The organism is Serratia sp. NCCP-200, assembly GCF_059697885.1.
Genome location: NZ_BAAKUJ010000003.1, coordinates 302,665 through 328,666, shown reverse-complemented (window position 1 = coordinate 328,666; position 26,002 = coordinate 302,665). Strand labels below are relative to the sequence as shown.

Annotated in this window: 25 protein-coding genes and 1 other annotated feature; of the genes, 3 read left to right on the top strand and 22 right to left on the bottom strand. The window is 54.1% G+C overall.

All coding sequences use genetic code 11. The annotated features are described in order from the left end of the window. Window positions 1-47: 47 nt before the first annotated feature. The 19 genes from AC6HVW_RS11685 to thrS form a co-directional block, all read right to left on the bottom strand. On the bottom strand, window positions 48-506 hold the full coding sequence (locus AC6HVW_RS11685) for an NlpC/P60 family protein (RefSeq protein WP_021178133.1): 459 nt from the start codon (window positions 504-506) through the stop codon (window positions 48-50). Between the two features lie 167 nt (window positions 507-673). Beyond that, window positions 674-1,063 (bottom strand): 4-amino-4-deoxy-L-arabinose-phosphoundecaprenol flippase subunit ArnF, encoded by a 390-nt coding sequence (gene arnF, locus AC6HVW_RS11680; protein WP_024486712.1) that lies wholly within the window; start codon window positions 1,061-1,063, stop codon window positions 674-676. Beyond that, window positions 1,060-1,404 (bottom strand): 4-amino-4-deoxy-L-arabinose-phosphoundecaprenol flippase subunit ArnE, encoded by a 345-nt coding sequence (gene arnE / locus AC6HVW_RS11675; protein ID WP_071683671.1) that lies wholly within the window; start codon window positions 1,402-1,404, stop codon window positions 1,060-1,062. Before arnE ends, arnF begins: the two co-directional genes overlap by 4 nt. Next, the gene (arnT, locus tag AC6HVW_RS11670) at window positions 1,401-3,065 is read right to left on the bottom strand and encodes a lipid IV(A) 4-amino-4-deoxy-L-arabinosyltransferase (protein ID WP_071683672.1); all 1,665 of its coding nucleotides are present in this window, start codon (window positions 3,063-3,065) and stop codon (window positions 1,401-1,403) included. Before arnT ends, arnE begins: the two co-directional genes overlap by 4 nt. Further along, complete coding sequence (gene arnD, locus AC6HVW_RS11665) at window positions 3,062-3,973, bottom strand: 4-deoxy-4-formamido-L-arabinose-phosphoundecaprenol deformylase (RefSeq protein WP_497569438.1); 912 nt, start codon at window positions 3,971-3,973, stop codon at window positions 3,062-3,064. Before arnD ends, arnT begins: the two co-directional genes overlap by 4 nt. Then, entirely contained in the window at window positions 3,970-5,952 is a 1,983-nt protein-coding gene (arnA, locus tag AC6HVW_RS11660) for a bifunctional UDP-4-amino-4-deoxy-L-arabinose formyltransferase/UDP-glucuronic acid oxidase ArnA (protein ID WP_071683718.1), read from the bottom strand. Before arnA ends, arnD begins: the two co-directional genes overlap by 4 nt. After that, a complete protein-coding gene (gene arnC, locus AC6HVW_RS11655; RefSeq protein ID WP_071683674.1) occupies window positions 5,952-6,932 on the bottom strand; it encodes an undecaprenyl-phosphate 4-deoxy-4-formamido-L-arabinose transferase in 981 nt (326 codons plus the stop codon). Before arnC ends, arnA begins: the two co-directional genes overlap by 1 nt. Further along, window positions 6,919-8,073, bottom strand: a complete 1,155-nt coding sequence (gene arnB / locus AC6HVW_RS11650) for a UDP-4-amino-4-deoxy-L-arabinose aminotransferase (protein ID WP_021804589.1) — start codon at window positions 8,071-8,073, stop codon at window positions 6,919-6,921. Before arnB ends, arnC begins: the two co-directional genes overlap by 14 nt. Before the next feature lie 396 nt (window positions 8,074-8,469). After that, on the bottom strand, window positions 8,470-9,225 hold the full coding sequence (btuD, locus tag AC6HVW_RS11645) for a vitamin B12 ABC transporter ATP-binding protein BtuD (RefSeq protein ID WP_059200702.1): 756 nt from the start codon (window positions 9,223-9,225) through the stop codon (window positions 8,470-8,472). A gap of 16 nt (window positions 9,226-9,241) precedes the next feature. Then, a complete protein-coding gene (locus AC6HVW_RS11640) occupies window positions 9,242-9,793 on the bottom strand; it encodes a glutathione peroxidase (RefSeq protein ID WP_071683675.1) in 552 nt (183 codons plus the stop codon). Between the two features lie 70 nt (window positions 9,794-9,863). Then, a complete protein-coding gene (btuC, locus tag AC6HVW_RS11635; RefSeq protein ID WP_071683676.1) occupies window positions 9,864-10,871 on the bottom strand; it encodes a vitamin B12 ABC transporter permease BtuC in 1,008 nt (335 codons plus the stop codon). A gap of 248 nt (window positions 10,872-11,119) precedes the next feature. After that, window positions 11,120-11,416, bottom strand: coding sequence for an integration host factor subunit alpha (ihfA, locus tag AC6HVW_RS11630; RefSeq protein WP_004943604.1), 297 nt, complete (start codon window positions 11,414-11,416; stop codon window positions 11,120-11,122). Between the two features lie 4 nt (window positions 11,417-11,420). Continuing rightward, window positions 11,421-13,808, bottom strand: a complete 2,388-nt coding sequence (gene pheT, locus AC6HVW_RS11625; RefSeq protein WP_186486048.1) for a phenylalanine--tRNA ligase subunit beta — start codon at window positions 13,806-13,808, stop codon at window positions 11,421-11,423. A gap of 14 nt (window positions 13,809-13,822) precedes the next feature. Next, complete coding sequence (pheS, locus tag AC6HVW_RS11620) at window positions 13,823-14,806, bottom strand: phenylalanine--tRNA ligase subunit alpha (RefSeq protein ID WP_021804595.1); 984 nt, start codon at window positions 14,804-14,806, stop codon at window positions 13,823-13,825. 138 nt (window positions 14,807-14,944) lie between these two features. Continuing rightward, window positions 14,945-15,069, bottom strand: a sequence feature (Phe leader region). Then, window positions 15,019-15,063, bottom strand: coding sequence for a pheST operon leader peptide PheM (gene pheM, locus AC6HVW_RS11615; protein WP_121608962.1), 45 nt, complete (start codon window positions 15,061-15,063; stop codon window positions 15,019-15,021). Its footprint overlaps the feature before it by 45 nt. Before the next feature lie 113 nt (window positions 15,070-15,182). After that, window positions 15,183-15,539, bottom strand: coding sequence for a 50S ribosomal protein L20 (gene rplT / locus AC6HVW_RS11610; RefSeq protein WP_004963673.1), 357 nt, complete (start codon window positions 15,537-15,539; stop codon window positions 15,183-15,185). Between the two features lie 43 nt (window positions 15,540-15,582). Further along, entirely contained in the window at window positions 15,583-15,780 is a 198-nt protein-coding gene (gene rpmI / locus AC6HVW_RS11605) for a 50S ribosomal protein L35 (protein WP_004931418.1), read from the bottom strand. Between the two features lie 97 nt (window positions 15,781-15,877). After that, complete coding sequence (gene infC / locus AC6HVW_RS11600; protein ID WP_071683678.1) at window positions 15,878-16,429, bottom strand: translation initiation factor IF-3; 552 nt, start codon at window positions 16,427-16,429, stop codon at window positions 15,878-15,880. 3 nt (window positions 16,430-16,432) lie between these two features. Next, window positions 16,433-18,361: a threonine--tRNA ligase gene (gene thrS / locus AC6HVW_RS11595; RefSeq protein ID WP_024530019.1), complete on the bottom strand. Its 1,929-nt coding sequence runs from the start codon at window positions 18,359-18,361 to the stop codon at window positions 16,433-16,435. Between the two features lie 305 nt (window positions 18,362-18,666). On the opposite strand from thrS, the gene AC6HVW_RS11590 reads away from it, so the two are divergent. The 3 genes from AC6HVW_RS11590 to AC6HVW_RS11580 all read left to right on the top strand — a co-directional run bounded on the left by AC6HVW_RS11590 (window position 18,667) and on the right by AC6HVW_RS11580 (window position 21,472). Continuing rightward, window positions 18,667-19,257 carry a DUF2239 family protein gene (locus AC6HVW_RS11590; protein ID WP_071683679.1) on the top strand — a complete coding sequence of 197 codons (591 nt, stop codon included), beginning with the start codon at window positions 18,667-18,669 and terminating at the stop codon, window positions 19,255-19,257. Window positions 19,258-19,348: 91 nt separating this feature from the next. Beyond that, window positions 19,349-20,713 carry an MATE family efflux transporter gene (locus tag AC6HVW_RS11585; RefSeq protein ID WP_071683680.1) on the top strand — a complete coding sequence of 455 codons (1,365 nt, stop codon included), beginning with the start codon at window positions 19,349-19,351 and terminating at the stop codon, window positions 20,711-20,713. A gap of 72 nt (window positions 20,714-20,785) precedes the next feature. After that, the gene (locus tag AC6HVW_RS11580) at window positions 20,786-21,472 is read left to right on the top strand and encodes a MarC family NAAT transporter (protein ID WP_021178152.1); all 687 of its coding nucleotides are present in this window, start codon (window positions 20,786-20,788) and stop codon (window positions 21,470-21,472) included. A 34-nt stretch (window positions 21,473-21,506) separates the two neighbouring features. On the opposite strand, the gene AC6HVW_RS11575 is transcribed toward AC6HVW_RS11580, so the two are convergent. The 3 genes from AC6HVW_RS11575 to AC6HVW_RS11565 form a co-directional block, all read right to left on the bottom strand. Beyond that, window positions 21,507-22,790, bottom strand: coding sequence for an SLC5/6 family protein (locus AC6HVW_RS11575; protein WP_071683681.1), 1,284 nt, complete (start codon window positions 22,788-22,790; stop codon window positions 21,507-21,509). A 230-nt stretch (window positions 22,791-23,020) separates the two neighbouring features. Then, window positions 23,021-23,905, bottom strand: a complete 885-nt coding sequence (locus tag AC6HVW_RS11570) for a PHP domain-containing protein (protein ID WP_497569437.1) — start codon at window positions 23,903-23,905, stop codon at window positions 23,021-23,023. A gap of 753 nt (window positions 23,906-24,658) precedes the next feature. Beyond that, the gene (locus tag AC6HVW_RS11565; RefSeq protein ID WP_368436646.1) at window positions 24,659-25,999 is read right to left on the bottom strand and encodes a c-type cytochrome; all 1,341 of its coding nucleotides are present in this window, start codon (window positions 25,997-25,999) and stop codon (window positions 24,659-24,661) included. Window positions 26,000-26,002: the final 3 nt, after the last annotated feature.

Sequence of the window (26,002 nt, the reverse complement as noted above, 5' to 3'; positions counted from 1 at the left end):
TCATCATGCAGTGCTGCCATAATACACCAGATAGCGGGTTTGGGGCGTTAAATCCGGCGCGCCTGCCAGTACACCTTGCGCCAGTAAACGTTGTTGAGTGAGGAGCGCGTCACGCCTTTGCTGGTAGAAGCATGAATAAACTCGTCGTTGGTATCGTAGATCCCCACATGCAGGCCATTCTCTCCGCTGCCGGTTTTAAAGAACACCAGATCGCCCGGCATCAGCTCGTCGCGCGAGACTTTGGTCCCCAGCCCGGTTTGCTGCGCCGTGGATCGCGGTAATTGCATATCAAAACGATCGCTGAAGGTGCGATAGACAAAGCCGGAACAGTCGACACCGCCGCGATCTAGCCCACCATAGCGATACGGGGTGCCATACCATTGACGCAGTTGCTCGTTCAATTGCGCTACCACCACGATGGAATCGGACAAACGGCCACTCGGCGGCGGCGCATGGCTGCTGCAACCGGCGAGAATTAAACTGGCTAATAGAAACCACACACGCATCGCATTTTACCTTTCACTTGAACACCGAAGCGGATCAACCGCCTGCGATATTTCACCACGCCACCCCAGGTAAGGAGAATGCTGTTTGGCATTAATTTATCGCTCAAGATAATAAAAAGGCAAGTTTTGTCCATGAGATATTCGAATCGACTGCGTTTTTTTCGCTATTAACGATTTTTTGCCGCCCGATGGCTGTTAATCAACCAGACGCCAAACAGAATAAACAGCGTCCCCAGCGTTTTGAGCAAGGTGGCCGATTCATTAAACCAGGGCAGGATCACCGCCGCCAGGTAAACCAGCGCGTAGCTGACGCTCAATAGCGGATAAGCCCGGTTCAGCGGCAGATAATGTAGCGCGAAGAACCAGCACAGCATTGATAATGCATAGCCGAAGATGCCAACGGCCACCGCTATCAAGGCCATTCCGTACTGGTTGAGTAACGGCCAGGTAACATCGGCAAAGGACAACAGCGGGATTTGCCCCATGCCCCATTTCATCAGCAACTGGGCCAACGTCACTAACAGAACGCTGCCCGCCCCCCAAAGATAACCTTTCATGATTGCAGACTCATCAGCAAGATCCCCAGCATGATCGACGCCACGCCGCACCAATGACGCACCGTAGTCGGCTCGTTAAACAACCAGCGTGCCGCCAGCGTCACCAGGACAAAATTGAGGCTCAGCATCGGATAGGCCAGGCTGAGCGGCAGGCGCTGCAACACATTTAGCCACACCAGCATACCCAGCCCTAATAGCAGCACCGCCAGCGCCAACCAGCGCAGCGTTAAAGCCCGCCGCCGATCGCCAGCCTGTTGCCAGGTAAGGGCAGCCTGTTTCTGACACAGCTGCCCCACACAGGTGAACAGGCTAACCAGGATCACCAATAAATACGCCATCATGGTTGCTGCTTATACCATACCAATGCCATGCGATGCATCTCGACCACGCTGTCTGGCGGTGGCAAATCTGTCGGTACGTGCTCACCACGTGAGAGTTGCATTACCAGTGACACATCCCCCTGTTTGCGAGCCTGAGCCAACCAGTCAGCAAAATCTTCTTCGCCGATATAGTGGCCACGTGCATCGGGATACGCCAAGCCATAACTGAGCTCTCCTTTTTCACCGTACATCAGCACATCGCTGCGTTTCAGTTCCCAAGCCAGGCCAGCGGCGATACCCACACGATCGGCCAGCACAAACTGGCTCTGGCTGAGCGTGGCGATATTGTCACGAATGAAGTTTTGCGGCTGCTTGGAGTCGATCACCTGCTGCGGAATAGCGTAGCCGATCAACAGACAAAGCAGCAGCGGGCAGGCGGCCGCCCAGGTCCAGCGTTTTGCGTTATCACGAGCGGAAATCACGGCAAACAACAGCCAACCACCAAAGGCAATCAGGCCGAGCACGATTTTTGGCCACTCATCGGCGGTAAACAGATGCACTTTATGTAACACACCAGAGCCGATGAGCAACAACGCGATAATGCCAATCAGACCAAACAGGCCATTCAGTAGGGCATTCACCTTAAAGACCCGAGTACGTAACTGCCCCGCGCAATCCTCGGCGTAAGCCGCCATCAGCAGTGCCAACGGCGCCATGCAAGGCAGAATATAGGTCGGCAGCTTGCCTTTGGCGATGCTGAAGAAGATCAGCGGCATCACCACCCAGCTCAACAGGAAAAACAGCTCCGGGCGCTGCACACGCTCACGCCATCCCTTAAGCAGGGAACCTGGCAACAACCCCAACCACGGCAGTACCGCAGCAATCAGGATCGGGATGTAATACCAGAAAGGTGCCTTATGCTGGGCATTCTCTTCGGCAAAGCGCTGAATATGCTCCACCCAGAAGAAGTAGTTCCAATAATCCGGCTCTCGTTGGGCCACTGCCAGCGCCCACGGTAGGCTGAGCAGTACCGCCACCACGATCGCCACTGGCCCATAGCAGAACAGATCTTTGACCTTACGCTGCTGAATAACAATGGGGATAACGGCAATCACCGGCACTGCCAGCGCCAGAAAGCCTTTGGTCATAAAACCCATGCCACAGGCCAGCCCGAGCAACACATAGCCACCCAGCTTACCTTTGGCTGTGGTGGCTTTCAGCGTCAGGTAATAGCTGACCATAGCTGCCGTCAGCCACAGCGAGATCATCGGATCGAGCACGCTATAAGTACCGATACTGAAAACCAGCACCATTGACAGGAAAATCAGCACCGCCAGGTAGGCACGACGCGCATTTTTCCACATCAGCCAGGCCAGAGCAAAGACCAGCAAGGCGGTCAGGCCAGTGCTGAATATCGAGCCAAAGCGCACGGCAAAGTTGCTATCGCCGAACAACCACTGGCTAATGTTGTTAAACCAGTAACCGGCGACCGGCTTTTCAAAATAGCGCAGGCCGAGTAGATTAGGCACAACCCAATCTCCGCGCGCCAGCATTTCACGGCTGATTTCGGCGTAGCGGGTTTCATCCGGCTGCCACAGCAGCCGCCCATTCACCGGCAGCAGATACACCAGGGCAAAAAAAATGGCCAATACGATGGCCCAGGATCCTTTCAACGCTTTCATGAAACCTTTTCTCCCCCAACTTCGGTTTGATAACCCAACCAGCCTTCTCGGCCAGGAAATGGTGCGCGTATAATGCGGCCTAACGGCAATGATGACAGGTCTCGGGGCAGCAATGCGCTCAGCGGGCAGAACTCGATGCCTTGCTGTTTTGCGCGCTGTAACAGCTGTTCGAACATGGCCGACTGCGACATACCTTCCACCTCGGTATGTATGGTGTACACCGGCACCCCACCATCGTTTTCTATCGCTCGCAGAATATAATCATTGAAATCCGCCATGCTGGTTTCACGGCCAATCACCTCATCAAAGGTGGGGAGCGTTACGGGGATTTGCACCGTGCCCGGCTGGCCGTTCTCTAATAGCGGACGGAACGGGTGGGTGCCACGGCAATCGCTATTATACTCGAAACCAAAACCTTGCTTAACCTCCACGACGCGCTGATCGGCACGCCACCCCGCCACCGCCGAAAATCGGACCGGCTGGCCGATCGCATTGGCCAGCGCATCAACGCCCAACTGAACCTGACGCGTCAACTCGGATTTGGACCACTGCCCCACCTTGGCCTGCCACCCTTGATGATCCCAGGCATGCAACCCCACTTCGTGGCCCATCTCCAACGTGCGCTTCATCAACGGCCCCAAAGGTCGGGAAATATTCCGCCCAGGCCACGCGGTCCCCGCCAGCAGGATATCCCAACCGTACAGAGACGCCGCCTTGGAACGCAGCATTTTCAGCAGGAATTGGGGACGAAGCAGGCGCCACAAGTGGCGCCCCATGTTGTCCGGCCCGACGCTGAAGAAGAAGCTGGCCTGAATATCGTATTTGGCAAACAGTTCCAGCAGGCGCGGCACCCCTTCACGGGTACCGCTAAAGGTGTCTACATCAACTCGCAGGCCGACCTTCTTCATGCACCATCACCTTCCTTTACCGTGGTACGCAGGAAGTAGTCCAGCGTCTCGGCAACGGTTTGCTGCATGGCGATGGTCGGCTGCCAGCCCAGCAGGCGGCGTGCATTCTTGATGCTTGGCGTACGGTGCTCAACGTCCTGATACCCTTTGCCATAATAGCTGCTGCTTTCCACGTCCTTGAAACCGGCAAACGGCGGGAAATTGCCGCGCAGTGGATGCTCATTGAAGCTGGCCAGCAGCATTTCCGCCAGCTCACGAATACTGGCTTCGTTGGTCGGGTTACCGATGTTGACGATCTGACCATCGCATTGACCATCACGGTTTTCAATAATGCGGTACAGCGCTTCAATACCGTCGTTGATATCGGTAAAGCAACGTTTCTGCGCCCCACCGTCCACCAGCTTGATCGGTGAACCTTCAACCAGGTTCAGGATCAACTGAGTGATCGCGCGCGATGAGCCGATACGCGCCGCGTCCAGGTTGTCCAGGCGTGGCCCCATCCAGTTAAACGGACGGAACAACGTGAACTTCAGGCCTTCTTTGGCCCCATAGGCCCAGATCACCCGATCCAACAGCTGTTTGGAAACCGAATAGATCCAGCGTTGTTTATTGATTGGCCCGACGATCAGACGCGAGGTGTCCTCATCAAACTCTTTATCATCGCACATGCCATACACTTCTGAAGTGGACGGGAAGATGATGCGTTTGTTGTATTTCACGCAGTCGCGAACGATTTTCAGGTTTTCTTCGAAATCCAGCTCGAATACGCGCAGCGGATTACGGGTGTATTCGATCGGTGTGGCGATCGCCACCAGCGGCAGTACCACGTCGCACTTCTTGATGTGATATTCGATCCATTCGGAATGAATGCTGATATCCCCTTCCACAAAGTGGAAGCGTGGGTTATCCAGGAAACGGCTGATAGCATCGGAACCGATATCTAGGCCATAGATATCGTAACGATCTTCGCGCAGCAGGCGCTCGGTGAGATGGTTACCGATAAAGCCGTTAACGCCCAGGATCAGCACACGGGTCCGGCGCTTCATCACAGCGTTTGGCTTGGCAGCCAGACGTACGTCACTCACCATGCCCATTTCCGCTGCCAGGCGGCTGCCTTGCACATACAAACCAGACTCGCTCTGGCCAGCCACGATTTCCAGCGCGCCTTCACCACAGGCAATCACCAATGGGGTGGTGCTCAGCACCGTGCCAGGCTGCTTGTCATGCGCGGTATCCAGCACGCGTGCGCGCCAAACGATTACTTTGCGCTGGCCCAGATAGCTGAAAGCACCGGGATAAGGTTCGGTGACAGCACGTATCAGGTTGTTGATTTCATGAGCAGACTTGTGCCATTGGATCTCACCGTCGGCAGCGGTACGGCGGCCAAAATAGCTGGCCTCCGCTTCGTTTTGCTCCGTCAGGCTGGCCGTACCGTGTTTCAGTTTCGGCAACTGTTCTTTCAAGACAATCTGCGCCGCTTCCAACACTTTTTTGTGCAGCGTCAGTGCGGTGTCCTGTTCCGAAATCGCCACTTTATGCTGACCAACGATAGCGCCGGCATCCGGGCGTTTGACCATCTTGTGCAGCGTAGCGCCGGTTTCGGTTTCGCCGTTCACCAGCGCCCAGTTGATCGGGGCGCGGCCACGGTAGCGTGGCAACAGTGAACCATGCAGGTTAAACCCGCCTTTAGGAGCCAGAGAAAGGATCTCATCGCTCAACATATTGCGGTAGTAGAAAGAGAAAATGATATCCGGCTGCAGCTCGCGGATACGCTCCACCCACAGCGGATGATTGACATCTTCCGGCGCGTACACCGGTAGCTCCAGTTCGGCACCCTGGCGAGCAACGGAAGAGAAGAAGTTGTTTTCACCTGGATCATCGGTATGGGTAAATACGGCCTGTACGTCATAGCCCGCTTCTGTCAGCGCTTTCAAGCCTGCGCAGCCGATATCATGGTAAGCAAATACTATAGCTTTCATCATTCTTCTTCCTGAGTATTTTGGGTTGGTTTGGCACCGACCACTTTCTGGACAAAATAGCGGGGACGAGCGCGGACGTCGTTATAAATCCGGCCGATGTACTCCCCTAACAATCCCATACCGACAAACTGTGCACCGATAAAGGTGAATAACACCGCAAACAGCGTGAACACGCCGCCTGCCGCCCATTCCGGCCCCAGAACCAAGCGCAGCACGATCAACAACACCGCCAGCACGAAGCCTGACAGCGCAATCACGCTGCCTACCACGCTGAGCAGACGCAGCGGCGTGGTGGTCAGGCAGGTGATCAGGTCATACATCAGGTTGATCAGCTTCATCAGGCTATATTTGGAGTCACCGAACTCGCGTTCAGCGTGACGCACCTCAATCTCCGTGGTACGGCGAGCAAAGGTATTGGCCAGGATCGGAATAAAGGTACTGCGCTCATGGCAGTGCAGCATCGCCTCAATGATATGGCGGCGATAGGCACGCAGCATGCATCCATAGTCGCCCATGGATTTACCGGTCGCGCGCTGGATCATCATATTGATCATGCGGGAGGCCGTCTTGCGGAACCAGGAGTCCTGACGGTTGGCACGCACGGTACCCACCACGTCATAACCCTCTTCCGCAACGCTAACCAGACGAGGGATTTCCTCCGGCGGGTTTTGCAGATCGGCATCCAAGGTGATCACCAGATCGCCGCTAACCTGATTGAAACCCGCCATGATGGCGGAGTGCTGGCCGTAGTTACGGTTCAGCAGCACGGCAATAATGCAACTGCCTGGCTGTTCCGCGGCGGCTGTCAGCATGGCGGCAGAGTTGTCGCTGCTGCCATCGTCAATCAGAATAATTTCATAAGGTTGCAATAGTTGTTTACAGGCGGCGGTGGTGCGCTCCAACAAGGCAGGTAAACTCTCCTGCTCGTTGTACACCGGGATCACCACCGAAACTTTGCTAATAGGTTCAGCGCGAGACACGGGAAGACTCCAATACGGAAGACAAGGCATTGACCACGCGATCGACATCGGCTTCGGTCATATCTGGGAACAGCGGTAAAGTGCACAGGCGTGCCGAGTTCCATTCGGTATTGGGCAGTGACAGCTGTGGGTAACGTTCGCGGTAGAATTTTTGCGTATGGGCGGCGCGGAAATGCAGACCGGTGCCGACCCCAACTTCTTTCAGCCGTTCCATCAGTTGATCGCGCCCAATGCCGCAACGTTGTTCATCAACACGCACCATAAACAGGTGCCAGGCGTGATCGTGCGGATAATCTGGTAACCCCAACGGCTGGAAAGGCGAATCTTGCAGCGCGGCCAGGTAACGTTCCGCCAGCACCTTGCGCCGGGCGTTCAACTCTGGCAAACGCGCCAGCTGCACCACAGCAATCGCCGCATGAATATCTGACAGGTTGTATTTGTAGCCAGGTTCAACCACTTCTGCCTGCGGCTTACGCCCCTGCAGTTGGCGGTCAAAAGCGTCAACGCCCAGGCCGTGGAACTTCAGGCAGCGGACGCGATCGGCCAGTTCATCGTCATCGGTCGCGATCAGGCCGCCTTCAGCACAGGTCAGGTTTTTGATGGCGTGGAAAGAGAAAATGGCAGTACCCCGCGCGCCCACCCATTCACCATCGAAACGGGTGCCTACGGCGTGAGCCGCATCTTCAATCAGGGGGAGGTTGTGGCGTTCAGCCACTGCGCGCAGTTCATCCATCGGTAATGGTGCGCCCGCATAGTGAACGGGAATAATCGCTTTGGTACGTGGGGTGATGGCCGCCTCAACATCGGCTGCACTGACCATCAAAGTGTCCCGGTCAACATCGATCATCACCGGCGTAGCGCCAAGCAATTCGATCATGTTGAGGGTGGAAACCCAGGTTTGTGAAGGGGTAATGACTTCATCCCCTGGCCCGATATCCAGAGCCATCAGAGTGATGTGCATCCCCGCCGTTGCAGAGCAGACGGCAACCGCATGCTTGCAGCCGAAAGTTCGGCAAAACTCGCTTTCCAACTGCTGATTTTGCGGCCCGGTGGTGATCCAGCCAGAACGCAACACCTTTTCTACCGCCGCAATTTCTTCATCCCCAATGGCCGGGCGTGAAAAAGGCAGGAATTGATCCATAATTAAACCCCAAACGTCTCGATTTTCTTTAAACTACTGTAAGACTTTTACATTTAACGAATAGTAAACGTCGCAAAGAATGATCACTGGTGGATTAACTGCCAATGTACTTGAGCAAGCTTAACTAAACCTTAAGGGAGAAATTATTATCAGGAAACCTTCTGTAAAACTTCTTCATCAAAGAACTTATAATTAGTTGAATAATCATTGAGTTATGCAGTTATATTTTTTTACTTATTTTTTTCAACCCGATTAGCGTAGCAGGTAATCGTGGATTATCCATCTTATTTTGTGAGCTTAACCAGAGAATTTGTCCCCATGCAGGGGAATTATATCGAGCACGTTTACTTTCCGTTTAACTTCTAATTAATCGATTAAAATAGCAGCTAAACATCGCTAGGCCGTTTTGGTCATAATCCAGCGCTGTTCCCCTACCGCCTGCAGATGAAAATCCACGTCATAAACCTTGGATAATAACTCCGGCTCCATGACCTCGTGGGTTCCCCCCTCGGCGACCAACCTTCCGGCTTGCAGCAACCAGACCCGATCGGCCTGTTGCAAGGTATGATTGAGATCGTGAGCGCAAACCAGGGCGCTGCGGCCACTTTGGCAAAATTCGCGCAACAGGCGATCGAGCGCCACCTTTTGCGCCACATCCAGGCTGTTGGTCGGTTCATCCAGCAGCAGTAATTGGCTTAGCGGGTTAACCGTTGGCCAAACCTGTAACAATACTGCGGCCAGCCGCACCCGTTGCCATTCCCCCCCAGAGAGTTGAGTCAACATGCGGGATAATTTATCTGCCAGCTTTAGGCTACGTGCCAAATACAGGATGGCTTTTTCCAGGTCACCTTCGTCCGCCCCGGCGGGCTGATGTAAGGCGAGATATTGAAATACCGGCATCAGCGCAACCGGAGGCTGCTGCTGGCACAGATAAGCCCGGTGTTTTGCCAGTTCATTCCCCGTATACGCTTCCAGCAAACGCCCAGACAGCCGAACTTCGCCAAGCCCTGGCAGCATACCCGCCAATCTGGCCAACAGAGTACTCTTACCCGCTCCGTTTGGGCCGATCAGGTGCACCTGCAACCCAGCGGCGATCTGCCCAGAAAACGGCATCAATCGCCCTTCTACCCCTACCTCACTGAGCTGCAGCATGGTTCTGATCGCTCCTTTACTTGGCCAAAGCCTGTTTGATGGCCTCGGACACCAGTGGATCTTCCGGCGTCATATCCGGCGAGAAGCGTTGGATCACCTGACCATCGCGGCCAATCAAGAATTTCTCAAAGTTCCACAGGATATCGCCGGTGTGCTTCGGCGCACGGCCTTTGCTGCTCATCCGCTCCAGGAAACCACTGCCTTCTGGTGCGACGGCCTGTGGCTGTGCGGCAATCAGTTCCCGATACAGCGGATGACGGCCCTCACCATTGACTTCAATTTTGGCAAACATCGGGAACTGGACGCCAAAGGTGCCACGGCAGAACGCCAGGATCTCCTCATTACTGCTCGGTTCCTGGCCAAGAAACTCATTGGAAGGGAAGCCCAACACCGCAAAACCCTGCTCACGCCAGGTTTCATAAAGCTTTTCCAGACCTTCATATTGCTTGGTCAGGCCGCATTCCGACGCTACGTTGACCACCAGCAGTACTTTGCCGGCATAGGCGTTCAGCGTGGTAGATTGGTTCTCAATGGTTTGCAGGGGAATGGCATAAATGGGGTTGCTCATCAGATGTTTTCCTTTGGTTTTATTTGCAGGTGAGACAGAAAAACGCCGCCGAACATTACCGGCAGCCGGTTTACCTTACGCTTTTTGTCCGCGCCAGTAACCAGATAAAAAGAGGCGCTCCCAGCGTTGCAGTGACCACGCCGATGGGTAATTCCGCCGAAAACAGCGCAATTCGCGCCACCACGTCCGCCACTAACAATACGCCCGCGCCTGCCAAGGCGCAGCCAGGCAGCAGGTAACGTTGGTTGGTCAAACCGCTGAGGCGCAAAATATGCGGGATCACCAGGCCGATAAAGCCAATCACGCCCGCCAAGGCCACACTGGTGCCCACCAGCCAGCCGATGGCCAGCACCAGCAGATTACGCCATACGTGCAGGGAAAGACCCAACTGCCGGGCCTGCATTTCGCCAAGCGCCATCAAGTTCAGCACCTTGCCTTGCGCGCATAGCCACAGCAGCATCGGCAACAGGGCTAGCAGCAGCCATTTCTGCCGCCAATCCACCCCGCCGAAACCACCCATCATCCAATACATCAGTTGCCTCAGGTCGAGGCTCGAACTGAAATACACGGCCCAAGTCATGATCGCGCTGCACACAATCCCCAGCGCTACCCCCACCAGCAGCAAACGTGCGTTGCTCAAGCGGCGACGGCGGGCAAACATCAGCAACAGGAAGGTCATCACCAGGGCGCCTGCGATGGCGTTCATGCTCATCAGCGCCACCGGCAGCAGGCCGTTGCCGAAAAGAACCGTCAGCACCAGCGCTACCCCAGCACCGTTGGATACGCCAAGCAGTCCAGGCTCCGCCAATGGGTTCTCAAACAGAGCCTGCATCGCCGCCCCGGCCACCGCCAGGCTTGCCCCCACCAGCATCACCGCCAGCGCTCGTGGCAGGCGCAGTTGCCAGACAAACAGCTGTGCAGGCTCCCCCAACCACTGCGCAGGCCAGATCCACAGATCTCCGGCGCTCAGGCTGAAGGCAAACGCCAGTACGACGCCCAGCGTCAGCCAGGTCAAATAGCGTTTATCACGGCGGTGTTGATGCTGTTGTAACAAAGTGAAGGTCTGACTGCTCGGCATAACTACACAACTTCCCTACTGGCCGATAGCGGCCTGAAAATAACGTCTTGCAGCAAATAGTAGGAGGTTCGGACGTTTAGGGGAAGGACTGAGTGAACGAATGATGGGGAAAGCAGCGGCTGGCACGGCCAGTCATCGAGGCGATAATGGTAATAGATGGGAACAGCATGCAGTGCTGACCAGTTGAGGTTTGTAAACCGCTTCAAAAGAAAAAGGCCGCTTGCGCGGCCTTTTTGGCGTTGTGTAACCTACTCTTTCGGGCTGGCGTTCTCCACCCGGCTTTTCAGTTTCTGTCCCGGACGGAAAGTGACCACGCGGCGCGCCGTAATCGGAATGTCCTCACCGGTTTTCGGGTTGCGTCCCGGACGTTGGTTCTTGTCTCGCAAATCAAAATTGCCAAAACCAGACAGCTTGACCTGTTCTCCGTTCTCCAAAGCTCGACGGACCTCTTCAAAGAACAGTTCTACCAGGTCTTTGGCATCCCGTTTGCTAAGCCCTAGCTTCTCAAACAGATGTTCTGACATTTCAGCTTTAGTAAGCGCCATAGGTTCAATCCCTCAAGGATGCTTGGAATCGCTGTTTTAGAGCCTCTACACATTTTGCAACGGTAGCGGCAATCTCCTCTTCTTCCAGTGTACGGGCGGTATCCTGCAACACCAGACTGATAGCCAGGCTCTTATAACCCTCAGCTACGCCCTTGCCACGGTACACATCAAACAAGTTTACGCCAACTACCTGATTTGCGCCAACTTTCTTACACTCTGCCAAAATATCTTCTGCGGCGACGTTTTCAGCCACTACAACGGCGATATCGCGGCGGTTTGCAGGGAAGCGAGAAACCTCACGGGCCTGAGGCACGGCGCGGCTTGCGAGCTTGTTCCACTCCAATTCAAATACCACAGTACGGCCGTTAAGATCCAGTTTACGTTCAAGTTCTGGGTGAACCACACCGATGAAACCGACACGTTCGCCGTGTAAATAAATGGCCGCACTTTGCCCAGGATGCAGGGCGGGATTGGACTCTGCCTTGAACTGAATTTCGGATAATTTACCGGTCAGCTCCAATACCGACTCCAGATCCCCTTTCAAATCATAGAAGTCCACCGGCTTTCTTGCCAGATCCCAATGCTCATCATGGGTATGCCCGGCAATCACGCCAGCCAGCATGACATCCTGACGGATACCCAGATTTGCCGCAGTATCAGGCACAAAGCGCAGTCCGCTCTCAAACAGGCGCACCCGAGTTTGCTGGCGATTCTGGTTGTAAACCACCGCCGAAAGCAGGCCTGTCCACAGTGACAGACGCATTGCAGACATCTCTACCGAGATAGGGCTTGGCAGGATCAGGGCTTCTTCACCTGCGTGCAGCAACGCTTGCACTTTCGGGTCGACAAAACTGTAAGTAATTGCTTCCTGATAGCCATGATCGACCAACATGGTCTTCACACGCTTGAGGGTCAGATCGGATTCGCGGTGTTTGGTCATCACCAGGTCGGCGCGCACTGGCACATCCGGGATGTTGTTGTAGCCATAGACACGGGCCACCTCTTCCACCAAATCCTCTTCGATCTCCATATCGAAACGCCAGCTTGGCGCCACCGCCAGCCAGTTGTCGCCCTGCTCGGTAACCTGGCAACCCAAGCGACGCAGAATATCGCTCACCTGCTCGCTTGGCACCACGTGGCCAATCAGTCGGTCCAGCTTTTCACGGCGCAGCGCAATGGTGGCACGTTTCGGTAAGGTGCTCTCATCGCTAACGTCAATGATTGGACCAGCCTGACCACCGCAGATGTCGATCAGCAGGCGTGTGGCACGCTCCATCGCTTTATGTTGCAGTGCCGGATCTACGCCACGCTCGTAACGATGTGAAGCATCGGTATGCAGGCCATGACGGCGAGCACGGCCAGTAATCGACAGTGGGCTGAAGAAAGCACACTCCAGCAGCACATCCTGGGTTTCGTCATTCACGCCAGAGTGTTCACCGCCAAAGATGCCGCCCATGGCCAGCGCTTTTTGCTGATCGGCAATCACCAGGGTGTCTGCCTGCAGTTTGGCTTCGTTGCCATCCAGCAGACGCAGGGTTTCACCTTCGCGAGCCATACGCACCACGATACCGCCCTCAATGCGATTGAGGTCAAAGGCGTGCATTGGCTGGCCCAGTTCCATCAGCACGTAGTTGGTCACATCAACCACGGCATCAATCGAGCGAATACCCGCGCGGCGCAGCTTCTCGCGCATCCACAGCGGTGAAGGTGCCTTCACGTTGATGCCTTTCACTACGCGGCCAAGGTAACGTGGGCACGCCTGAGGGGCTTCGACACGGATTGGCAGGGTATCGGGGATAGTGGCAGCTACCGGGCTCATATCCGGCTCGGTCAGCGGCAGTTGGTTCAGCACGGCAACGTCGCGCGCGACGCCAATGATGCCCAGGCAATCGGCACGGTTCGGCGTGACGCTGATTTCAATCGCGCTATCGTTCAGTTGCAGATAGTCACGGATATCGGTGCCGATCGGTGCATCTACCGGCAGCTCAATGATGCCATCATGATCGTCTGAAATCGCCAGTTCGGAGAACGAACACAGCATGCCTTCAGAAGGCTCGCCACGCAGCTTGGCAGCCTTGATTTTAAAGTCACCAGGCAACACGGCACCGACGGTAGCAACGGCTACTTTCAGGCCAGCACGGCAGTTTGGCGCACCACAAACGATATCTAACAGGCGTTCACCGCCCACATCGACTTTGGTTACGCGCAGTTTGTCGGCGTTCGGGTGCTGACCGCACTCCACCACATGGCCCACGACCACGCCGTTGAACACGCCAGCCACCGGCTCAACGCCGTCTACTTCCAGGCCGGCCATGGTGATTTGATCGGATAATGCTTCGCTGCTGATGGCCGGGTTTACCCACTCGCGCAACCAGAGTTCACTGAATTTCATGTGATATTCCCGCCTTACTTAAACTGTTTGAGGAAACGCAGATCGTTTTCGAAGAACGCACGCAGGTCGGTGACGCCGTAACGCAGCATCGTCAGACGCTCCATACCCATACCGAAGGCAAAACCGGAATAGATTTCCGGATCGATGCCCACGTTGCGCAGTACGTTCGGGTGCACCATGCCGCAACCCAACACTTCCAGCCACTTGCCGTTTTTGCCCATGACATCCACTTCGGCAGAAGGTTCGGTGAACGGGAAATAGGAAGGACGGAAACGAACCTGCAGGTCTTCTTCAAAGAAGTTGTTCAGGAAATCGTGCAGCGTCCCTTTCAGGTTGGTGAAGCTGATGTCCTTGTCGACGATCAACCCTTCCATCTGGTGGAACATCGGGGTATGCGTCTGATCGTAGTCGTTACGATACACGCGGCCCGGCGCGATGATGCGGATCGGTGGCTGCTGGTTCTTCATGGTGCGGATCTGTACGCCAGAGGTTTGGGTACGCAGCAGGCGCGTCGCGTCAAACCAGAAGGTATCGTGATCTGCACGGGCCGGGTGATGTCCTGGGATATTCAGCGCGTCGAAGTTATGGTAATCATCTTCGATTTCCGGGCCGGTCTCTACCGAGAAGCCCAGTTCGCCAAAGAAGGTTTCGATACGATCGATGGTGCGAGTAACCGGGTGCAGGCCACCGTTCTCCAGGCGACGCCCCGGCAGCGAGACGTCGATGGTCTCCGCCGCCAGACGAGCGTTCAGCACCGCAGACTCCAATGCGTTCTTACGCGCGTTCAGCGCATCCTGAACTTCCTGTTTTGCCTGGTTGATCACCGCCCCGGCTGCCGGGCGATCTTCCGCTGGCACTTCACGCAGGGACTGCATCTGTAAGGTAAAATGACCTTTCTTGCCAAAATATTCGACGCGTACCAAATCCAACGCGGCAACATCTTGGGCATCTTCTACGGCTGCCTTGGCGTTGGCAACCAGCTCTGCGAGATGTGACATTGCTTTCCTCTTCCTCTGGCCTTGTGGCCCTAAGTAATTGTTATCTATTATTCCAACACGCCTTTGGTTGATCTTCAAAGAATTTCAAGCCGAAGCCAAGCAAGTGCCGTGGGCCTGAAGGCGCAGAAGGTGGCCAAAAACAAAAAAGCCTCCACTTGGGAGGCTTGGGCGCTACTTTCCGTTTCTTTTCTTACGCGCAAAGCCTCCTAAAATCAGGCGCTAAAGTAAAAAAAGAAGCGGAAAATAACAGCGTGCATGTTGGTAGTACCTTGTCGATGGATTGGCAACCAGTGTGATAGCGCCAGCCGATAAATGTCAATATCCGTATTGGGAACAAACAGTAAAAGAGGGAGCAAGCTCCCTCTTTTCAACTAGCTTACGCCAGTGCTGCTTTCGCTTTTTCAACCAGTGCGCCAAAGGCCACTTTGTCGAATACTGCGATGTCAGCCAGGATCTTACGGTCAATTTCAATAGAAGCTTTTTTCAAGCCGTTAATGAATTTGCTGTAAGACAAGCCGTTCTGACGAGCAGCTGCGTTGATACGTGCAATCCACAGCTGACGGAACTGACGCTTACGTTGACGACGGTCACGGTAAGCATACTGACCTGCTTTGATTACTGCCTGGAAGGCAACACGATAAACGCGCGAACGGGCACCGTAGTAACCTTTCGCTTGTTTCAGTATTTTCTTGTGACGTGCGCGTGCAATTACACCACGTTTTACGCGAGCCATATGCTCTCTCCTAAAGTCTTATTCTAGATTCAAAAAATATGGCTTATGCGTACGGCAGGCACGCAGTAACCAGGACCAGATCGTTTTTAGACACCATGCCTTTCGGACGCAGATGACGTTTACGCTTGGTTGCTTTTTTGGTCAGAATATGACGCAGGTTAGCATGTTTGCGCTTAAAACCACCGCTGCCGGTCTTTTTGAAGCGCTTGGCTGCACCACGTACAGTTTTAATCTTTGGCATGTTAATTAAATCCACTTCGCATTGTTAAACAACGAATCAGTGAGGCGAATAAAACCCACGCACGCTTGCACGGCGTGGGTTCGATTACTTGGAAGCCTTACTGTTTCTTCTTGGGTGCGAGCACCATAATCATCTGACGGCCTTCGATCCTTGTTGGGAAGGATTCGACCACTGCCAGATCAATATCTTCACACAGGTCTTTACGGACGCGGTTAAGCACTTCCATACCGATCTGCTGGTGCGCCATTTCACGCCCGCGGAAACGCAGGGTGATCTTGGCTTTATCGCCGTCTTCCAGAAAGCGAATCAGGTTGCGTAGTTTGACCTGATAGTCGCCATCATCGGTGCCAGGACGGAATTTGATTTCCTTAACCTGGATAACTTTTTGCTTCTTCTTTTGTTCTTTGGTCGACTTGCTCTTCTCGTAGAGGAATTTGCCGTAATCCATGATCCGGCAAACTGGCGGTTCGGCATTTGGGCTGATCTCTACTAAATCAACACCCGCTTCCTCAGCTTTTTCAAGAGCTTCATTCAGACTGACAATACCAATCTGCTCGCCATCGACGCCGGTTAGGCGAACTTCTTGCGCGCGAATTTCTTTGTTAATGCGATTTGGACGCGCCGGTTGAACTCGTTTTCCGCCTTTAATACTTTATTCCTCCAGTTGATGAAGACTTCGGCTGCGTATCTCATGTAGCAGCTTGTCTACGACTTCTTGTACGTCCAGGCTCCCCAGGTCTTTGCCACGGCGGGTACGAACGGCAACTTTGCCTGATTCGACCTCTTTATCACCGCACACCAACATGTATGGAACCCGTCGTAAAGTATGTTCGCGAATTTTAAAGCCAATCTTCTCGTTTCTCAAGTCCGCTTTTGCCCGAATGCCTGCATCTTGCAGTTTTTTGGTCAATTGCTGGACGTAATCAGACTGGCTGTCGGTGATATTCATCACCACTACCTGCACTGGAGCAATCCAGGTCGGGTAGAAACCGGCATATTCTTCGGTAAGGATACCGATGAAGCGCTCCATGGAGCCAAGAATAGCACGGTGTATCATTACCGGGACCACGCGTTCGTTGTTTTCGCCAACATACGACGCGCCTAAACGGCCCGGTAAGAAGAAATCGAGTTGCACGGTACCACATTGCCATGCGCGATCCAAACAATCATGCAAGGTAAATTCAATTTTTGGTCCGTAGAAAGCGCCCTCACCCGGCTGATATTCAAACGGAATCCCGTTTTCAGTCAGCGCAGCGGCCAGATCGTTTTCGGCTCGAGTCCACATTTCGTCAGTCCCGATGCGCTTCTCTGGACGGGTGGACAGTTTCACCACAATCTTTTCGAAGCCAAAGACACCGTACATATCGTAGACCATTTTGATGCAGTCGTTCACTTCGGAACGCACCTGATCTTCGGTACAGAAGATATGGGCATCGTCCTGGGTGAAGCCACGCACACGCATCAGGCCATGCAGCGAACCTGATGGCTCGTTACGGTGGCAGCTACCGAACTCGCCCATACGCAGCGGCAGGTCACGGTAAGACTTCAGGCCCTGGTTGAAGATCTGCACGTGGCCCGGGCAGTTCATCGGCTTGATGCAATATTCACGGTTCTCTGAAGACGTGGTGAACATGGCGTCTTTGTAGTTTTCCCAGTGGCCGGTTTTTTCCCACAGCACACGGTCCATCATAAACGGCCCTTTCACTTCCTGATACTGGTGCTCTTTGAGCTTCATGCGCACAAAGGCTTCCAGTTCGCGGAAGATGGTCCAGCCGTCGTTATGCCAGAACACCATGCCAGGGGCTTCTTCCTGCATATGATACAGGTCGAGCTGCTTGCCGATCTTGCGGTGGTCACGCTTGGCCGCTTCTTCCAGGCGTTGCAGATAGGCATTCAGCTGCTTCTTGTCTGCCCAGGCAGTGCCGTAGATACGTTGCAGCATTTTGTTTTTGCTGTCGCCACGCCAGTAGGCACCGGAGGTTTTCTGCAGTTTGAAATGGTGGCAGAAACGCATATTCGGCACGTGCGGGCCACGGCACATATCTACGTATTCTTCGTGATGATACAGGCCTGGGCGATCGTCATGGCTGATATTTTCATCCAGAATCGCCACCTTGTAGCTTTCGCCACGGGCTGCGAAGGTGTCGCGGGCTTCCTGCCAGCTCACTGTTTTCTTGATGACGTCATAATCTTTGTCGGCCAATTCATGCATCCGCTTCTCCAGCAGATCCAGATCTTCCTGCGTCAGGGTATGGTCGAGGTCAACATCATAGTAGAAACCGTTGTCGATCACCGGACCAATGGCCATTTTGGTATCGGGCCAGAGCTGTTTGATCGCATGACCCAGCAGGTGCGCACAGGAGTGGCGCATGATTTCCAGGCCTTCGGCATCTTTGATGGTAATGATGGCCAGTTGTGCATCGGATTCGATAGCATCGTTGGCATCGACCAGCTCACCGTTAACGCGGCCGGCGATACAGGCTTTGGCAAGGCCAGGGCCGATATCACGGGCAACATCCATCGGGGAAACGGCGTGGTCGTATTGACGCTGACTTCCGTCAGGAAGAGTAATAACAGGCATTCATAATTCCTTATCTACAGTGGTGACCCACACGACAGATCACATGCAGTACAGATATTTTGGTTAGTGTTGAGTCAGTTATGCGTCATATCTCGCCCACAATTGCCAGATTGACGCACAACTTGGTCCGTTAATCACACCCGAACCTCCAGCGGCTGTTCACAGCCTCGCGAATAGTAACATTAAAACTGTGGAGGATAAATAAAGTGCAGTTTACTCTGCAGCAGAATCGAACTGAACTTGACTTACCACGATGAACCGGTCAAATTACCCGGGTAAAATAATTTAACCCGGATATAAAACACATGAAAACCGTCAATACGCCAAGCTGTACCGCCTTCTTGCAGCATCAACGGGTAGCCACCGGGTCTTATGCCGAAGTTGCACAAGCACTGGCTGCGCTGGATCTCACTGCCGGGGGGCTGTTAGTGTTTGATGATGCTACCGGCTCCCAAGTGGATTACCCTTGGCCAGCAGGCTACGTTTGGCCTCAGCCTGATGGCGATGTCGCTGAGCTTGATGGCGAACCGGCAGCTCAGCCCTCGGTTGGGAGGCCCAAGCTCGGCGTGGTAGCCCGCGAAGTGACGCTTCTTCCCCGTCACTGGAAATGGCTGGCACAACAGCGTGGTGGAGCCTCTGCGGCACTACGTCGCCTGGTTGATGAAGCCCGGCGCACCACGGTCGAGCAGGATAATGAACGCCGTATCAAAGAGAACAGCTATCGCTTTATGAGCGCCATCGCCGGCTCTTTACCAGGCTATGAAGAAGCCACGCGCGCACTTTTTGGCCACGACGGCAAGCTGTTTGCCGAGCGAATTACGCACTGGCCTGCCGATATCCAGGCGCATCTGGCCTGGATGACTCGCGATGCGTTCCCCGTTCCCCCGGTGAGATAACCCGGCGGGCGCAGCATGTGCGCCCCTACATATGAGTTTCAGTAACACTAGAGCTCTCTACACGCCCTTTAGGCGCAGGAAAAACGATTAAATGCAAACCCGTCCGCAGCACAAGCAGCCACCGCTTTGGCGCATCTATCTGATCTTTTTGGTGCCCATGGTGCTGTCCAACTTCCTGCAAGGATTTTCCGGCACGCTGAACGGCATCTATATCGGCCAGATGCTCGGCACCCATGCGCTGGCCGCCATCTCCGGCATGTTCCCGGTGGTGTTCTTCTTTATCTCACTGGTGATTGGCGTTGGTGCCGGTGCCTCGGTGCTGATTGGGCAGGCATGGGGCGCGAATGAAGCAGAAAAAGTCAAAACCATTGCCGGTACGGCCTTGATGCTGGGCGTAACGCTTGGCTTACTGGCGGCAGTATTTGGCAGTCTATTCGCCCGGCAAGCGCTACAAGCCCTAGGCACGCCAGCGGACGTGCTGGAAGAGGCGGTCTCTTACGCCCGCATCATGATGCTGATTATGCCCTTGCTGCTGGTATTTGTGTTGTTCACCCAGTTGTTGCGCGGCGTCAGTGACACGGTTTCACCACTCTTGGCCCTGCTGCTGTCTACCATCGTCGGCTTGCTGCTCACCCCGGCCCTGATCCGTGGCTGGCTGGGTTTTGCCCCCATGGGCATACAGAGCGCGGCTCTGGCGGGTATGGTCGGTAACGCACTGGCGATGGTGTATCTGACATTGCGCCTGCGCCGCAAAAAACATGTGCTAGCCCCCGACCGAGCCATGCTGGCGGCGCTCAAGCTGGATACGGTGGTGTTACGTAAAGTGTTACGTATTGGCCTGCCCACCGGTTTACAAATGGTGGTAATTTCTATCTCTGAATTGATCATCCTGACGTTGGTCAACCGACACGGTTCGGATGCTACGGCAGCCTACGGCGCCGTGACACAGATCGTTAACTATGTGCAATTCCCTGCCCTGTCGATTGCCATCACTGCCTCTATTTTGGGGGCTCAGGCCATCGGCGCTGGCAAAACCGAACGCATTGCCCCCATCTTGCGCACCGGGTTGTATATCAACCTCTGGCTGACCGGTTCGTTGATTATTCTGGTCTACCTGCTGTCACATTGGCTGTTGGGTCTGTTCCTGACCAGCCCAGTGGTATTGGCAGAAGCGGAGCATTTATTGCATATCATGCTGTGGAGCATGCTGGTATTTGGTTTCCAGGCGATTGTCGGTGGCATCATGCGCGCCAGCGGCGTGGTATTGGTACCGGTGACGATCTCCATTCTCTGCATCGTGGCCGTACAGTTGCCAGCGGCCTATCTGCTCAGCAATCACTTCGGATTAGAGGGGGTATGGATGGCGTTCCCTATCGCCTATTTGACAATGCTGGCATTGCAGACAACGTTTTATAGGTTGGTATGGCGACACAGAAAAATTGAGCGTCTGGTCTGACGCTGATAGTCACAATACTTTTTGGGCGTAGTGACTGCGCCCCCATTTCATTCTCTTGCTGGGGTTTGTTTTATGTCGAGTATTCTGCAGTTGTTTCAGGCCATAGGGCTGGGGCTAGCCCTACTATTGCCACTGGCCAACCCGCTCACCACCGTGGCGTTGCTGCTTGGTCTGTCGGGAAATATGACCAACGAAGAGCGCAACCATCAGTCGCTGATGGCTTCGGTCTACGTGTTCTGCATCATGACGGTGGCGTTCTATGCCGGTCAGCTAGTGATGAGCACTTTTGGGATTTCCATCCCCGGCCTGCGGATCGCAGGGGGGTTGATTGTCGCCTTTATCGGTTTTCGCATGTTGTTCCCTCAGCAAAGTGCCGATGAAGCACCAGAGGTAGAATCCAAAAGCAGAGAACTGCACAAGAAAACCTCGGCCAATATCGCCTTTGTCCCACTGGCCATGCCAAGTACTGCCGGACCGGGGACTATCGCCATGATCATCAGCACCGCATCCAGCGTCCACGAAAATACGCTGGGCTTTGCCCACTGGGTGCTACTGGCCGCACCGGTGGCCATTTTCCTGTCGATAGCGATCATTTTGTGGGTCTGTTTACGCAGTTCCACGGCGATCATGAAACTGGTTGGTGAAAGCGGTATTGAGGCCATTTCCCGCCTGATGGGCTTCCTGCTGGTGTGTATGGGCGTGCAGTTTATTATCAACGGCGTGTTGGAGCTGATTTCTACCTACGTACCAATGACCTAACCCTACCGGCCCCGCTGTTGCGGGGCCAACTTGCTTATGCCAAACCGTAAACCAAAGCGGAAAGCGCAATCAGCCCCATCACCAGCACAAAGACATTACTCAAAGCACGATAACGGCGCATAGCCGGAACCGCGCGCACCGCATACATCGGCAGAATAAACAGGATCACCGCAATCAGCGGACCGCTGATGGTTTCAATGATATGCAAGGCGCTCGGATTCCAAACGGTGGCCGCCCAGGTCAGCAAGAACAGCACCACGCCGGAGATACGATGGGTCGTGACGGCAGTCAGCGGCTTGCCAACGGCGCGTGTTAGCCCATCGATCAGACTGGTTGCCCCTTCGGTGACGCCTAATGAAGTGCCAAGATAGGACTTTGCCATCGCCGACATCGCCATCACCGGCCCAAGATAGGCAATCAGCGGGTTGGAAAATTTGTTGGCCAGGGTGGTCAGCACCGTGATGTTCTGTGCTTTCGCCTGCTCCATCTCCTGGTGCGAAAGACTCAGCACGCAGCTGAACACGAAGAACAGCACGGTGACGCAAATCAACAGGTAGCTGTAACGCATAATCCGCGCACAACGGCGCTCAGCGTTGTCACCATATAAGCTTTTCTGGGTGGAAGCGAACGACGAAATGATCGGCGCATGGCTAAAGGAAAACACCATCACCGGGACCGCCAACCACAACGAATGCCAGAGGTCGGGGCTGTCAAATTGGGTGTTGGCCAAACCACTAACAAAGTTTTCGGTCTGCCAAGTGGGTATCAGATACAGCGAAATTCCCATCAGAAACACCAGCAATGGGAATACCAGAACGCCCATCGCGGCCACGATCGTATCCTTTCCACGCAGCAGCACCAAATTGAGCACCACCACCACCGCCAAACTCAGCCAGATGCGGGGTACCGGGGCAAAGTGAAATTGATGGGTCAGGAAGCTGTCCAACGCGTTGGTGATGGAAATACTGTAGACCAGCACGATGGGGAAAAACGCCATCAGGTACAGCACCATAATGACCTTGCCGGCTAACACGCCGAAATGTTCGACCACCACGTCCTGAATGTTGCCATCGCGGCTCGAGCCGGAAAGGACAAAACGGGTTAGCGCCAAATGGGGTAAATAGGTCAGAGGGAAAGCGAACAGTGCCATCAATAGCAGCACCAATGGGCCATTCAGACCGGCATTGATCGGCAGAAACAGGGTGCCGGCACCCACGGCCGTGGCATAAAGCCCGAACATCCAGACGGTGTCGGTCTTGTTCCATTTGGCAGGTTGAGCAATGGCCAACCTGCCATGATCTGGAGAAATCGTACTCATGAGACAGCTTACCTTAATCTACAGCGCCAACGATTGCGCCCGACGGAAACTCCCTTCTCCGTAGAATGTTTATATAAAACAGGATATTAATGGCGAGAGAAATTCACCTACCTGATAAAAGGACGGCAAAGGATAAAGAAAATCTCTGGAATGGTCTATATTTCGGCGGTTAACTGCGCGCTTCGTGAGCAGCCTATGCCGCCCACGAGCCATAGGGAATGAAACAAAGCTTAGGCGTTGGCGGCGGCGACAAACCGGCGTATTTCGCCAATATGCTGCGGGCCGTAACTACATTGCCCTACTTCTATTTTTGGCTTGTTACGCCCATGGAAGTCGCTGCCACAGGTAACAAACGCCGAGCGGCTCAGGGCAAACTCATACAGCTGGCTGGCCAACTCCGGTGAATGATAGCTTGAGAACACCTCGACCCCCATCACGCCAATCTTCAACATGTCATCGATGACTTGAGTATGGTCCTGCTTAACGTTGGCACCGATATGCGCCAGGATCGGTATTCCCCCATTATGGCGGATCACCTCCACCATGCGGTTCATGGCGGGATAAGTGACTGGCATATAGCACACCTTCCCTGGTCCAAAGAAGTCCCAGTAGAAGTTGATTAGTGGCATATCGGCCCTTTCCCCCCCGGGTCGATAAGGCATCAGCAATGGATGCCCATCATTACGTGGATCGTCGAGTATCACCTCGCCCATCTGCTCTTCCTGCGGGATAGCGCCACCGCATACCTGCTCCAGGCGTTGCTCATCCAGATGGAATTTCAACCCACGCAGCTTGGCAAACTTCTGCGGCGTCAGTTCCCGTTGAATGCTGCTGAAATTGTTATAGATTTCAACAAAGTCATTGCTGGGGGTAAACCCGTAGCCCAACAGGTGGAAGTTGCGCCCAGCGAAGGTGCAGTCGATCTCGATACCAGACAGGACATTGAGGCTGGACGATGCCAGCGCCTTGGCTTCCGGCACCGAATTGGCATTATTATGGTCGGTCACCGCCAACGTACTGATGCCGTTGGCCAGGCAGCGTGCAATCAGCGTCTCAACCGGGAAGTCTGCATCATCGCTGTAGTTGGAATGCATATGCAGGTCGATTTTTTCCATGGCAATGTCCTTTGGCGAATGCTCAAACCAAGACCATACTAAAGCCGCCCTTGAATGCATACAGTGGATTTGACACTTTGTATCGTCAGGATCACAAAAGCGTGGGTCTGCTCACGGGATGTAGATCGACATGTTGACGAGATGGATAACGGTGCAGACTGTTAACAGGCATTGACGGTGCCAAATAGCTGTGGCTACTTGGTCATCCATCTAAAATGCCCCACTTTTCCAGGGCATTTCACCTGATGAAATCTGCTTTTTTGCCAAAGATGGCAAACCGCAACGCATCATGTTCGGAAAAGCAGCGTATCGATTAACCTCGCACATTTCCTTTTGAACTTGATGCGCTTTCTGTAGGTATATTTTCGACCAAGACTAATACAGATACGCTTACGCCTATCAACCTCAAAAGCGATGGAAATGTACACCACCATTAATAAAACTATTACCATCACGCCTATAGCCTCCCTTTAGTTTCAACGCTCCCTTGCGATTAACATTAATAACATTAATGAAATTTTTATTCACCAATAAATAAAATCACAACAAACCAATCAATAACAGCGACATAGCACAAATATGAAGTTTAATATCTCGCAAAAAGATAACAACATCAGATCAAATAGTTTAAAATCCCAGGAATGGGTCGTTAAAGGTGATTAAAAATCACACACAGCGAAATGATTAACAACTCTAACTTATTTAAGGATAATTGAGATAAATAAAGGGCCTCGAACGAGGCCCTTGGGAAGATTACTTGGCACCCACCGGCGCTGACTCTGGGACAGCAGAACTGCCCATCGCCTTCTCATCGCGGATGATTGAACGATCCTTACGCACGTCAGCCACATCGGAGGCACTGATGGCTTTGGCGTTATTACCCCAGCTGGAACGGATAAAATTCACCACGTCCGCTACCTGCTGGTCGTTCAAGCGCCAGCCAAACGGCGGCATGGTGAGGTTGGAAACCGCCCCCTTCACCGCTGGCGTGGTATTGCCGACCAGCACAATGTGGATCAGCGAGGTCGCATCTTCGGTCTGCACCACCGGGTTGCCCTTCAGCGCCGGGAAGGCACGCTTGTAACCAACACCATCGGTACGGTGGCAAGCGGCACAGTTATCGACGTACAGCGCGGCTCCGGGCTTGCTGTCGTTACCACGCCACAAATCTTTGGCGACGCTGTCTTCAACCGGAGCGGCCTGCTGTTTACCGTCTTTCGGCGGCAAGGTTTTCAGATAGCGGGCGATCGCGGTCAAATCCTCATCGCTGAGATATTGCAGGCTATGTTCGACCACGTCGCTCATGCCCCCAAATACCACCGACTTATCGTTGCGGCCGGTTTTCAGGAACTCGGTCAGTTCGCTCTCGCTCCAGGTGCCTAAGCCATCTTTATTATCGCCACGCAGGCTGGATGCTACCCAACCGTCGATCGGCGCGTTACTGCCAGACAGGTAGTCATCCCCTTCCGTGTTGCTCAACGCCTTCTCTTGCATGGTCAGGCTGCGCGGCGTATGGCATGCCCCACAGTGCCCAAGCCCTTCGACCAGATAGCGGCCACGTTCGATAACCGGATCGGCGTTGGCATTTGCCGCGAAATCGGCCGGTGTGGGTGCAAACATCGAACGCCAGATGTGAAGTGGCCAACGCATGGACAGCGGCCAGGGAATATCGGAGTCTTGGTTCGCTTGTTCGACTGGTTGCACGCCATGCATGAAATAGGCATACATGGCACGCATATCCTCCTCTTTCACCAGCGCAAACGAAGGATAAGGCATCGCCGGGTACAGGGTGCTGCCGTTCTTGGCGACGCCTTTGCGTACCGCATTGTCGAAATCTGCAAAACTGTAATCGCCAATGCCGGTGGTTTTGTCCGGGGTAATGTTGGTGGAATAGATAGTGCCAATCGGCGTTTCCATCGCCAAACCACCAGCAAAGGGCACGCCGCTTTTGCCATTGGTGTGGCAGGCCACACAGTCACCGGCTCGTGCCAGATATTCACCCCGTTTGAGCAATTCGCTGCTGACCGCCGCGTCCTGCGCCAAAACGGAAAAACTCAGTGCACTGAGTACCAGTGCGGGAACCAAAGCTTTCATCAC